Source organism: Paenibacillus sophorae (assembly GCF_018966525.1).
GTDB classification, from domain to species: Bacteria; Bacillota; Bacilli; order Paenibacillales; family Paenibacillaceae; genus Paenibacillus_AQ; species Paenibacillus_AQ sophorae.
On the sequence record NZ_CP076607.1, the window covers coordinates 49,103 to 61,929 of the forward strand.

The 12,827-nt window shown below is 51.1% G+C and carries 10 protein-coding genes; 2 read left to right on the forward strand and 8 right to left on the reverse strand.

All coding sequences use genetic code 11. The features are described 5' to 3' along the window. Positions 1 to 143 precede the first annotated feature (143 nt). The gene (locus KP014_RS00315) at positions 144 to 539 is read left to right on the forward strand and encodes a nucleoside triphosphate pyrophosphohydrolase family protein (protein ID WP_036592282.1); all 396 of its coding nucleotides are present in this window, start codon (positions 144 to 146) and stop codon (positions 537 to 539) included. Between the two features lie 119 nt (positions 540 to 658). On the opposite strand, the gene pssA is transcribed toward KP014_RS00315, so the two are convergent. The 8 genes from pssA to KP014_RS00355 all read right to left on the reverse strand — a co-directional run bounded on the left by pssA (position 659) and on the right by KP014_RS00355 (position 11,084). Further along, positions 659 to 1,396, reverse strand: coding sequence for a CDP-diacylglycerol--serine O-phosphatidyltransferase (pssA, locus tag KP014_RS00320; protein WP_036592281.1), 738 nt, complete (start codon positions 1,394 to 1,396; stop codon positions 659 to 661). Positions 1,397 to 1,461: 65 nt separating this feature from the next. After that, a complete protein-coding gene (gene disA / locus KP014_RS00325) occupies positions 1,462 to 2,535 on the reverse strand; it encodes a DNA integrity scanning diadenylate cyclase DisA (protein WP_036592280.1) in 1,074 nt (357 codons plus the stop codon). Between the two features lie 11 nt (positions 2,536 to 2,546). Continuing rightward, positions 2,547 to 3,914, reverse strand: a complete 1,368-nt coding sequence (gene radA, locus KP014_RS00330) for a DNA repair protein RadA (RefSeq protein WP_036592305.1) — start codon at positions 3,912 to 3,914, stop codon at positions 2,547 to 2,549. A 218-nt stretch (positions 3,915 to 4,132) separates the two neighbouring features. Next, on the reverse strand, positions 4,133 to 6,586 hold the full coding sequence (gene clpC / locus KP014_RS00335; RefSeq protein WP_036592278.1) for an ATP-dependent protease ATP-binding subunit ClpC: 2,454 nt from the start codon (positions 6,584 to 6,586) through the stop codon (positions 4,133 to 4,135). Positions 6,587 to 6,621: 35 nt separating this feature from the next. Then, the gene (mcsB, locus tag KP014_RS00340; RefSeq protein ID WP_090834682.1) at positions 6,622 to 7,686 is read right to left on the reverse strand and encodes a protein-arginine kinase McsB; all 1,065 of its coding nucleotides are present in this window, start codon (positions 7,684 to 7,686) and stop codon (positions 6,622 to 6,624) included. Between the two features lie 29 nt (positions 7,687 to 7,715). Next, positions 7,716 to 8,240, reverse strand: a complete 525-nt coding sequence (mcsA, locus tag KP014_RS00345; protein WP_036595658.1) for a protein-arginine kinase activator protein McsA — start codon at positions 8,238 to 8,240, stop codon at positions 7,716 to 7,718. 29 nt (positions 8,241 to 8,269) lie between these two features. Then, entirely contained in the window at positions 8,270 to 8,731 is a 462-nt protein-coding gene (locus KP014_RS00350) for a CtsR family transcriptional regulator (RefSeq protein ID WP_025690718.1), read from the reverse strand. A 670-nt stretch (positions 8,732 to 9,401) separates the two neighbouring features. Continuing rightward, positions 9,402 to 11,084, reverse strand: a complete 1,683-nt coding sequence (locus KP014_RS00355) for an alpha-glucosidase (RefSeq protein ID WP_036595660.1) — start codon at positions 11,082 to 11,084, stop codon at positions 9,402 to 9,404. 437 nt (positions 11,085 to 11,521) lie between these two features. Here KP014_RS00355 and KP014_RS00360 point away from each other — a divergent pair, with 437 nt between their 5' ends. Beyond that, a complete protein-coding gene (locus KP014_RS00360) occupies positions 11,522 to 12,817 on the forward strand; it encodes a sugar ABC transporter substrate-binding protein (protein WP_051500119.1) in 1,296 nt (431 codons plus the stop codon). The last annotated feature ends 10 nt before the right edge of the window (positions 12,818 to 12,827 follow it).

Sequence of the window (12,827 nt, forward strand, 5' to 3'; positions counted from 1 at the left end):
GAGGCCCATTTTTTTAAAATATAAGATAGGATAAGCTTCGCGTGGACAAAAGCCGCTTTCTCGATTTATGGCTTAGTACCCGTTGAAAAAGAGCTTTTGCGTATCTTATAATGAACTCAATTAAGAAACGGAGGGAATGGCAAATGAGCGCACCGAGTTTACAAGCTTTTCAAGACCAAGTCTCCGAGCTGCTGCTAAGACACCGCAGTCTTCTTGACGTGCTGTCCAAGAACGGTCAGAGCAGCGCATCAGTCAACCGCGCCGTCGTCAAGGCGATTACGGAATGCGGCTGTATCGAGCTTCATGCCACCAAGCAGGTGTTTGAATCCGGTGTAAGTCTGGAAAAGGCAAAGGAAAACGCAGGCACTCATGTTCAGGGAGAGTTGTGCGAGAATTGTCGTGAGGTCATTGGCTCCGAGCTTGGCCGGGAGCTGTTCTACATGTCGGCGCTGTGCAATTTGCTTGGGATCAATATGGACGAGGTCGTCGTGAAGGAATCACAAAAGTGCGCAACCCTCGGACTGTTCAATTTGTCGTAAGGCCGGATCTGCCATCCATTCATCCGTATGGCATGCGATCCTCCGTAACCATAAACAAGAGCCGGTTACCACACCTTTCAAGGCGTGGAACCGGCTCTTTAATTATCAGGATTGGAAACTCATCCGTTCTTGGAGTGATAAGCCTCGTCATCCGAACGTCTTCTGTTGCGGCGACGGCGTCTGGCCGCCAGTCTGTCAACATTCTGCTTCAAACCGTACAAGGCGTAAAGGGCCAGCAGGACAAAGATCATTTTGGAAATCTGGTCCGGAAATACAACGGCAACAGCGACAGCAATGATAATGACGACCGGTGCGCCGATGACCGCTTTTTTGGGCAGCCCGACTTTTTTGAAATTCGGATACTTCACCGTGCTGACCATCAGGTAGGACAACAGCAGCGCAGCGATAACCATAAAAATCGGAGACACATCTTTATGGAACAGAGACAGCGTCGCCAGTACGCCTCCGGCAGCCGGGATAGGCAGGCCGATGAAATACCCGGGAACGCCCGGGTGAACGTTGAAGCGAGCTAAACGCAGCGCGCCGAACATTGGAAAAATAGCGGTAACCGACCAAGCCAACGCATTATGCAAATCATGCAGACTTGTCACGTACATTATAAGAGCGGGTGCGACACCAAAGGAAACGACATCCGACAGCGAGTCCAGCTCTTTACCGAATTCGCTTTCCGCGCCAAGGGCTCGGGCAACGCGGCCGTCCAGGCAATCGGCAAGCATCGCGATAATGACCATAATTGCTGCCATACCGATTTTACCGTTGAGCGCCATCATGATGCCGAACATTCCGAGCAATAAATTACCTAACGTGAACAAACTCGGAATTGATTTTTGTATCATTTCGTCACCCCCTATATTATTCGGTAAGGTCTTAACGTTTCTAACATTACGTGATTGTATGTTATTTACATTTGCCTGTCAATAAGAACTTGTTTTTGCAGCCGTTTTAATCCGTCCTGAATTCCCCGAGCCCGCATCTCTCCGATTCCATCCACCTCATCCAGCTCCGCTATGCTCGCCATCATGAGATTGGGCAGTATTTCAAAACGTTCCACCAGATTACGGATAATGACATTCGGCAGCCGCGGAATTTTGTTAAGCAGCCGGTAGCCGCGGGGTGTGACAGACTCTTCGGAAGCGACGGAGGTAGACGAAAAACCGAGCAGCCGGGCGATATGATTGTCATCCATCAGCTCGTCGTCGCTCGCTCGCTTCAGGCCGGCGATAATTTCGCGGATTTTGTCCTCTTCCTCTTCCCTTGCATAGTCTCTGTACAGAAGCCACGCCTCTTCCTCGGTATTTCCGACCAGTTCTTCCATCTGCATGCTGATCAGGCGTCCTTCGTTGCCCAGCTCGGTGATATAGCGCTTGATCTCCATCTTGATGCGGAGCACCATCTCCACACGCTGAATGACGCCAACTACTTCAGGCACGGATACGATGCCTTCATATTCAGAGGCGGAGAGGTTCGTCAGCGACTGCGTGAGGACGGCCTTATACTTCTCCAAGGTCTGAATCGCTTGGTTGGCTTTTGTCAGAATGACACCGATATCCTTAAGCGCATAGCGGATGGAGCCTTGATAGAGCGTGATAATGTTGCGCCGCTGAGAAATGGATACGACCAGCTTACCCGTCTGTTTCGCAACCCGTTCAGCCGTCCGGTGACGGATTCCGGTCTCGATCGAGGAAATCGAGGGATCGGGAATCAATTGAGTGTTGGCATATAGTATGCGTTTCAGATCTTCGCTCAGAATAATCGCGCCGTCCATTTTGGCCAGTTCATACAAATAATTGGGCGAAAAATCACAGTTGATGGAAAATCCTCCATCTACCACCTCCATCACCTCGGGACTGTAGCCGACGACAATCAGCGCGCCTGTCTTGGCCCGCAGCACATTTTCCAGTCCTTCCCGGAAGGATGTGCCCGGTGCGGCTAGCCTGAGCAGATCGTTCATATTTTCCAGTTGGTAGTCTTTCATTCCTCTGCCCCCTAATTTAACGCGACCGCTAATGCGTCTGCTACGGTACTTACCCCGACAATCTGTATATCCTGCGGATGCTTCCAGCCTTTCAGGCTCTTCTCGGGCATAATGACCCTCCGGAACCCCAGCTTGGCAGCTTCCTTAACGCGCGTCTCCGCACGCGAGACGCCTCTGACTTCCCCTGTAAGCCCCACCTCACCGAAGAACACGTCGTACGGTTTGGTCGGGATATCCCGGAAACTCGAAGCAATACTGACCGCGACTGCCAGATCAATGGCCGGCTCATCCAGCTTAACCCCACCCGCGACATTAAGATAGGCATCCTGATTTTGCAGGAACATGCCCATCCGCTTCTCCAGCACAGCGATAATGAGCGCCATCCTTTGGTTATCCAGTCCGGTGGACATCCGCCGCGGCGAGGGGAAATGCGTGGCGGCGACAAGCGCCTGAAGTTCCACCAGCACCGGGCGCGTGCCTTCCATGCTGGCTACAACTGTGGACCCCGCTACGCCGAGGGGCCGCTCGGAAAGAAACAGCTCAGACGGATTGCCAACCTCGGACAGGCCGATTTCGCCCATTTCAAAAATGCCGATTTCATTCGTGGAACCGAAACGGTTCTTGACGGCCCGCAGCAGCCGGTACGTATGATGGCGCTCGCCTTCGAAATACAGCACGCAGTCCACCATATGCTCAAGCATCCGGGGTCCGGCGATTGCGCCTTCCTTCGTAACATGCCCGACCAGCACGGTCGCGATGCCGCGAATCTTGGCGATCCGCATAAATCTTGTCGTGCATTCGCGGACCTGCGACACGCTTCCTGGCGCGCTTGTCACTTCCGGCAGAAACACCGTCTGTATGGAGTCGATTACCAGAAACTGAGGCTGAATCGCCTCAATCGCTTCCTCGATCGCTTCCATATTCGTCTCACAGAGCACATACAGCTCGGATGACAGGGCTCCGAGCCGGTCCGCCCGCAGTCTGGTCTGACGAACCGATTCTTCTCCCGAAATGTACAGCACGCGCAATCCCTGCGTAGTCAGCGCATGGGAGGTCTGCAGCAGCAGCGTCGATTTCCCTATGCCTGGGTCGCCTCCCACAAGCACCAGAGAGCCCGGCACAATCCCTCCGCCAAGCACCCGGTTTAGTTCGCCGATACCGGTCAATATGCGGGGTTCCTGATCGCTTTCTATATTTATGATGGACTGGGGCTTTTCTTTACTATGAAAAACAGGGGTGTTCATCCCCTGAGTTTTGACTACGCTTTCCGTTTCTTCCACCATGCTATTCCAAGCCTGACATCCTGGGCATTTCCCAAGCCATTTCAGAGACTCGTACCCGCATTCAATGCAGTAAAATTTTGTTTTTGTCTTAGCCATAATTTCTCCTTCGAACCGTTTAACCATGCCGCCACTTCTTCAAATCGCGGATATTTCCCTGTCAATCAAAGTTTACCATTTAAGGGCGGTGAACGAAAGAGCATTCGGGAAAAGGGCGCAGCATATATATCCATATATGCCAAAAAGGAGAGCCTGCTTCCGAACAAGGAAGCGGCTCTCCTTCTATGATTACCCATGCCTATTCTTTAGGCTGTATCTTATTCTCCGTCCTTCTCCAGCGATACCGGCTCTTTCTTGCGCACGGTCAGTTCGCCGTTCTCTTCGTCGATCTTCAGCAAATCGCCCTTGGCAATATTGCCTCTCAGCATCTCCTCGGACAGACGGTCCTCGATATGCTTCTGGATCGCGCGGCGCAGCGGACGCGCGCCGAAGGCCGGATCAAATCCTTCTTTGGCCAGGAAAGCTTTCGCTGTGTCCGTCAATTCGAAATCGACGGCGTATTCACGCAGCCGCTTGCGCAGCTCTTCGGACATCAGCGTAACGATCTCGGCGATGTGCTTCTCTTCCAGCGAGTGGAATACGATGATTTCGTCGATCCGGTTCAGGAACTCCGGACGGAAGCTCTTCTTCAGTTCATCCATGACCTTGCCCTTCATGCTCGAGTACTCGGCGCCGGCATCCTGTACCGCCGTAAATCCGAGCGTGGAGTTGCGTTTGATCGCTTGAGCGCCAACGTTCGAGGTCAGAATGATCAGCGTATTGCGGAAATCAACGACGCGGCCTTTGGAATCGGTCAAGCGGCCGTCTTCCAGCACCTGCAGCAGGATGTTGAATACTTCAGGGTGTGCCTTCTCAATTTCATCGAGCAGAACTACAGAGTATGGCTTGCGGCGTACTTTCTCGGTAAGCTGTCCGCCTTCTTCATAGCCTACATATCCCGGAGGCGCCCCTACAAGGCGGGAAGTGGAGTGTTTCTCCATGTACTCCGACATATCGATACGGATAACGGCATTCTCGTCTCCGAACATCGCTTCGGCAAGCGCACGCGCCAGTTCCGTCTTACCAACCCCAGTCGGGCCGAGGAAGATAAAGGAGCCCATCGGACGCTTCGGATCCTTCAGACCAGCGCGAGCCCGGCGGATGGCCCGGCTGACCGCTTTGACGGCTTCATCCTGGCCGATAACACGATCATGCAGCAGGGCTTCCATATTGAGCAGGCGTTCCGTTTCTTCTTCTTTCAGCTTATTAACAGGAATTCCGGTCCAGCTGGCCACCACTTGAGCGATATCCTCAGGGGTAACCTCGGAATCGGTACGGCCTTGTTTTTCTTTCCATTGATTCTTTGTTGTATCGAGCTCTTCACGGATTTTTTGCTCCGTATCACGAAGAGCAGCCGCTTTTTCGAACTCCTGGCTTTGAACAGCGGCGTCTTTTTCCTTGCGGATATCGTCAAGCCGCGTTTCCAGCTCTTTCAAATTCGGCGGAATCGTGTAAGAGTTCAGTCTTACTTTGGAGCCCGCCTCATCAATAAGGTCGATCGCCTTGTCCGGCAGGAAGCGGTCGGTGATATAGCGGTCAGACAGTTTCACCGCCTGAACGATTGCCTCATCCGTAATTTTTACACGATGATGCGCTTCATAGCGGTCACGCAGGCCGTAAAGGATTTGAACAGCTTCATCCGGAGTAGGCTGATCTACCGTGATTGGTTGGAAACGACGTTCCAGAGCCGCATCCTTCTCGATGTACTTGCGGTACTCGTCCAGCGTTGTCGCGCCGATGCATTGCAGCTCGCCGCGGGCCAGCGCGGGTTTCAGGATGTTGGAAGCGTCAATGGCTCCCTCAGCCCCGCCTGCACCGATCAGTGTATGCAATTCGTCGATGAAGAGCACAATGTTGCCCGCCTGACGAATTTCGTCCATGATCTTTTTGAGACGATCTTCGAATTCGCCGCGATATTTGGTGCCAGCAACGACCGAGCCCATGTCCAGCGTCATTACACGCTTGTCGCGCAGTGTTTCCGGAATCTCGTTATTGATAATCTTTTGTGCCAAGCCTTCGGCGATTGCCGTTTTACCTACCCCTGGCTCACCGATGAGCACCGGATTGTTCTTCGTCCGGCGGCTCAGCACCTGAATGACGCGTTCAATCTCTTTGCTGCGCCCGATAACCGGGTCCAAGTGTCCATCTTTAGCGTAGGCCGTCAGGTCGCGGGCCAATCCGTCAAGCGTTGGTGTGCTTACATTGGATGGGCCTCCGCTGTGGCTCGAAGTGGACTCGCTGCTTCCCAGGAGCTGCAGAACCTGTTGACGGGCTTTGTTCAGGCTGATGCCCAGGTTGTTCAGAACGCGAGCAGCCACGCCTTCTCCTTCGCGGATGAGTCCGAGGAGGATATGCTCGGTGCCGACGTAGGTGTGGCCCAACTTACGGGCTTCATCCATCGACAGCTCGATGACCTTCTTGGCTCGCGGGGTGTACGCGATGTTCGTCGGCTGTTCTTGTCCTCTGCCGATGAGCGTTTCCACCTCGTCCTGAATTTTTTCCAGACCGAGACCAAGGGCAATCAAAGCTTTGGCGGCAATGCCGTCGCCTTCGCGAATAAGTCCGAGTAAAATATGTTCTGTGCCGATATTATTGTGTCCCAGCCGAACGGCTTCTTCCTGCGCCAGCGCAAGCACTTTTTGTGCGCGTTCCGTAAATCTGCCAAACATCATAACCCTGCACCTCCATAAATAATAAATATCTATAATTAATGTGTGATCCCCAATGTATCCCGGAACAGCTTCGCCCGGTACATATCGCATTCGGCTGAGCTCAGCTTCTCGCCAAACATCTTTTGCAGAAATCCAGGCTGCGTCTTGACATTCAGCTCATTGAGCACCGAGATGGATGGAGCTTTCAGGATTCCCAAGTCCACGCCAAGCCGCACATCCGACAGACGCTGGGAAGCTTCCTTCAATTCCATTACGGCCGCGTAGGACAAAATTCCGTACGACCGCATGATGCGATCAGTGATCCGCAAGGCGGAATCATCCAGCAGCCGCTGGCGGGCATTGCGTTCATGATCGATAATCTGGATAGCCACACCATGCAAGTTGTCTATAATCTCTGCTTCGGTCTGCCCCAGTGTGATCTGATTGGAAATCTGAAAGATATTCCCGGCAGCTTCACTGCCTTCCCCGTAAATGCCTCTTGCCGTAAGCCCCACCTGATTAACAGCCGAGAGAATACGGCCGATCTGCTTGGTCATGACAAGCGCCGGAAGATGCATCATAACCGAAGCGCGGAGTCCTGTGCCGACATTGGTCGGGCAACTGGTTAAATAGCCTCTTCTGTCGTCAAAAGCGTAATCGACCGACTCCTCGAAGATATCGTCGATCGCGGTTGCCCTCTCCCAGGCCTCGCGAACCTGAAATCCGGGAAACAGGCATTGAATACGAAGATGGTCTTCTTCATTTATCATGATGCTGACCGACTCTTCTTCATTCAGCAGCACCGCCCCGCTGCGGGAGTCATTGACGAGATTGGGACTGATCAGATGTTTCTCGACCAGTACCTTCTTATCCAATTCTTCCAGTTCGTCAAGCTTCACCAGCTCAAACGTGCCATATCCCGCGTCCTGGTTCTGATCAACGACCGGAGCCAGAACATCCAAGACTTCATCGGCCTGATTCTTCGTAGCCAGAAGAGGAAAAGGGTGATGCTGTATATTGCGGGCGATCCGCACACGGCTGCTGATAACAATCTCGGAGTGGCTGCCGCCGCTGCGCATCCATTCGCTTAGCGCTTGTTCGGTAAACCGGAGATCTGGCATCGTGCATTCCCCCTATATATCTTAAGACTTTACTCTTGTGCAATTTCTTTTTCAAGTTTTCGAATCTGATCCCTGAGCTCAGCAGCGCTTTCGAACTCTTCCTGCATGATTGCTTCCTGAAGCTGTTCCTTCAATTCATCGATTTGCCGCTTGAACTGGATTTGCGCACCGATGCGTTTGGGAATCTTCCCCACATGGCTGGTGCTGCCGTGCACTCTTTTGAAGAGCGGATCAAGACCCTTGTCAAAATATTTATAGCAGGAGCTGCAGCCGAATCGTCCGAGCTTGCTGAACTGCCCATAGGTCATGCCGCACTCCTCACAGCGAACGTCTTGAGGCTTTGCCTCGGCAGCGGATTTCCCCTTGCTTGCCCCCTCCAGATCCAATAAACCCGAAAGCAGGCTGTGAATAGAGAATCCGCCCGACGTACCCGGTATTAATTCACCCTTTTCCCTTGCACAGTTCTCGCAAATATGAAATTCCGTCTTCTCTCCGTTCACAATCTTCGTGAAATGAAGCGTTGCCGGTCTGACACCGCACTCTTGGCAAACCATATAACGAAATCCTCCCTCTATGCGCCGAATTATTTGCTGAGCAATGAGATCAGCATCGCCTTCATCATTTTGGAACGAATTTCGTCCCGATGGGGGAGCTTAACCGCAATGCATTCACGCGAAATGGCGGCGCGCATAAGACAGGCTTCGCGTCTGGTCAAAAAGCCGGCTTCCTCGAGCTGATAAATGAGCCCCTCAGCCGTACTCTGGTCGATGCCCGAGCCAATTTTCTGGTTAAGATGCGTATGCAGCGCCGAGTGCTGCGGAAGCTCAATGCGCTGAATGCGGATATATCCGCCTCCGCCGCGTTTGCTCTCCACCAAATAGCCCTTTTCAAGCGTAAAGCGTGTGCTGATTACATAATTGATCTGGGAGGGTACGCAGGAAAAATGGTCCGCCAGATCGTTGCGTTGAATTTCTACTGTGCCTTCGGGACTTTCATGCAAAATATTCTTCAGATATTGTTCAATGATATCGGAGATATTACGCATCACTCATCCTCCAGATTCAGAGCTTGCAGATGCAGCCGATGGCACCGTTCCCTCTTTCGGCCTCAACCTTTAAAGGAACTTTAACCAAAGTGCAAAGAGCCGAATCCCGTATAAAGCCGGCTGACAAGCCCGGATTTAGATTCTGTTCAAGCCCTACTAGTGTGGCCTAAACTGTACACCGCATACTTGAAAAAGCGAACGGGAACGAATAAGTAATCACCTGCTGTATGCTCTGTTGACTTTGACTTTCTTTGACTTTTTTTATTATTATAGCACATTCTTACGAAATGCCAAGTCTTTGTTCAAAAAAAATCAAACAATGCCGTCCGGACGTGCGTAATACGTTCCCGCTCCCTTTTCTCTACCGATACATTACCCATAAGCAGTCCCGCTTGATACAGGTTCATCGGCTTTTTCGTAACTGAGCAGCACCAGGTTGCCTGCAAATCATGATCAGCATAACCAGTCCCCAGTCCAAGGCGTTATTTATACAAGAAGAAACGGCTTCGCCGTCCTTTTAGGACGGCACCGTTTCTCGTAGAAATATAAGGCAAATTGATAAGCGCTCAGCTTATAAATTCTTATATTTTGAAAAAAACGGCTATCGTCCTCTTAGCAAGACGGTAGCCGCTTTGTTCCGGTATGCAGTTCTCGGACTGCTGTGATCTCGCTATGAAATGTTGTTCCGGGCAAGATAGATTCTCGCTTCAAAGGGGCGCAGCCGCAGCGCTGTAAGCGGTTCTTCCTCAGGGGGATAATTGGCCAGCAGCAAGCTCGGCTCCGAGGCCGGTTCACCCAGATCAACAATCAGCTCCTTCTCAGAAAAGTTGGTGATGACAAACAGCGTCTCATCATTCAGCGTTCGCCTATACGCGAACACATCAGAATGCTCCTCAAGCAGCGGGCTGTAATCGCCATAGACGATCACCTCATGCCGTTTGCGGAGCCGGATCAGTTCTCGGTAGTAGTGCAGCACGGAGCCGGGGTCTGCGAGAGCCTTCTCCACGTTTACTTCCTTATAGTTGGGATTAACATCAATCCACGGCTGCACAGTTCCGAATCCAGCGTAGTTGCTGTCATCCCATTGCATAGGTGTGCGCGCATTATCACGGCTTTTAAGGTAGATATCCCTCATCACCTCTTCGTGGGAGCGTCCTTTGATCTCGCATTCGATCCGGTAATAGTTAAGGGTCTCCACATCCCGGTAATCCTGAATGCTGTCAAAACGGATATTGGTCATACCGATCTCTTCGCCCTGATAAATGTAAGGAGAGCCTTGCAGCATATGAATGCAGGTGGCGAACATTTTTGCGCTTTCCACGCGGTAACGGATGTCATTGCCCCAACGCGAAACGACGCGCGGCTGATCATGATTGTTCAGATAAAGTCCGATCCAGCCTTTGCCCTGAAGCTTGATCTGCCAGCGTGTAATAATTTGCTTAAAGGCCTGCAGAGAGAACGGAATGGTCTCCCAGCGACCGCCCGGGCCGTTATCTACATCCATATGCTCAAAATAGATAATGCTGTCCAGCTCCTTGCGAGCGGAATCTGTATAGAGCAGACCTTCCTCCGCCGATACCCCGGCCATTTCCGCGACGGTAAACATGGGATAACGGGAGAAGACCTCATTGTTCATCTCCTGAAAAATATCGTGAATCCCTTCGCCGTTGGCAATTAAATGCCCGCACGGGGCCAGGCAATGATCCGGTTCGGCCGGCTCCCCGTCCTGCCATTCACCGGGCTTGACCAGAAGATTGACCGCATCAAGGCGAAAAGCATCCACACCCTTGTCCAGCCAAAAGCGCATCATGCTGTACATTTCCTTTCTGAGCGCATCATGCGACCAGTTTAGATCGGGCTGCTTGACGGAGAAGAGATGAAGATAGTAGGCGCGGGCCTCCTCATCATATTTCCAGGCCGATCCGCCAAAGAACGATTCCCAGTTGTTCGGCTCGCTGTCGCCTTCCCGCCAATAGTAATAATCGCGGAAAGAAATGTTCCCAGGAGTTTTGGAAGCCTGAAACCACGCATGCTCGTCAGAGGTGTGATTAAGAATAATGTCCATCATGATTTTCATGCCCCGGCAGTGAATTTCACTGCACAGACTCGTCCAGTCCTCCATGCTTCCAAATTCATCCATGATCTCGTAATAATCGCTCACATCATAACCGTAATCATCATTAGGGGATTTATAGACAGGCCCCAGCCAGATCACATCGACCCCAAGCTCTTTCAAATAGTCCAGCTTTTCTTCAATTCCTTTAAGATCGCCAATCCCATCGCCGTCGCTGTCTCTGAAGCTTCTCGGATATATCTGATAAATAACGGCTTCCTTCCACCATGTCCTCGTCACTGCCAGCCACTCCTTCTCGATACTGGAAAATGTAAGATACACTACAAAGCAAGTGATTTTTCTTTACATTCTTACATGTAAATAAATCATATAGTCGAATTAATAATAATGAGCAAAAAGAACACTGTCAACAAAATGACGAACATTCTGAGTGAATTCGGAATTAATATCAGGATTTTTCTTATGTTCTACACGAATACTTTAAGAAAATAGATCAAATAGACAAATTTTATTGAAAAAACAAATCACAAAAATGATTGACACTCTCAAATCCCCTCCTGTATATTGAAAATTGTAAGGAACGGCAACGTCATATGTCACAAAGCCTTACATATCCCGGCTGAAGATGAGGCCAAATCCTTAGCTTGGTGAAAATTAATCGCTTCTATCGTGTCTGTCTGCCTTAATATTTTGTATTCAAGAGGAGAGGTATGTGTATGAAAAGAAGAACCGGACTGATTTCCCTTCTAATTGTTTGTATGCTCGCCGTCACCGCCTGCGGCAGCGCTTCGCCTGCGGCGAATCCTTCATCGGCTCCGGCTGCGGCCAGCGAATCCCCACTACCGAGCTCAGATGCGACGATGGACGAGCTGCAGCCAGAACCGGGAGCTGAACTGGTCTACTGGGACAAGAAAGATGCTTTTTCCGAATATGCCGTGCAAGAGTTTGAGAAAAAATACAATGTCAAAGTAACGCTTGAAGAAGTGATGTTCTGGGAAACAGTCGGCCGTCTCATTACGGATGGTCCGGCGGGAACCGGCGCCGATGTGTTTGTCGCCGGAGCCGATCAGCTCGGTCCCAATGTGAACTCGGGCCTCTTCCTGCCGAATGATTATTTTGCCGAGGAAACAACTAACATTTCGGTTAAATCCGCTCTGGATGCAGTGACTGTCGATGGCATTCTTTACGGTTATCCGCGCAATATCGAATCCTTCATGATGTATGTCAACAAAGATATTGTAAAGGACGCGAAGCTGGATACGTGGGACGATCTGAAGGCTTTTGCCAAGAAGTATAATGATATCCCTAACAATAAATACGGGTTGTTCTACGAAACCAACAATTTGCTCTACAATTATTCATTTATGGCCGGTTACGGCGCCTATATCTTTGGCAATAACGGAACAGATAAGAACGACATCGGCTTGAACAACGAGGGTGCGGTTAAGGGAATGGAATTCTACCGTTCGCTGAAGGAGATATTGCCTGTGGCCAGCTCCGATCTTACCGAGGATGTCAAAGTATCGCTGTTCGAGCAGGGCAAGGTTGGCATTATTTTGGACGGAATTTGGAATCTTGGCCGATACAAGAGCCTGCCGTTTGAGGTCGGAATCATTCAAATGCCAAAAATGCCGGGTGGCGTCGATCCCAAGCCTTACGCGAGCGTTCCCGCTTATTTCGTAAGCTCCTATTCGAAGTATCCGAATGCGTCCAAGCTGTTTGCCCACTTTATGACGACGAAGGAAATGCAGCTCAAGAACTATGAGATGAGAGGCGTACTGCCTGCTTATGCCGGGATTGAGAACGATGAAAAGCTGGAGTCGGATGATATCATTCAAGTCTTCGCCAAGCATGTAGCCAATGCGGAGATGCTGCCGGTCATTCCGGAAGTGCAGTATTTCTTCCAAAATATAACCCCTGTGCTGGAACAAATCTGGAATGGGGCCGACATTAGGTCCACACTGGATAAGGCTGTGGCGGATATGAAGGCGAATATTGCCGCAGCCCAATAGGAGGCTGACT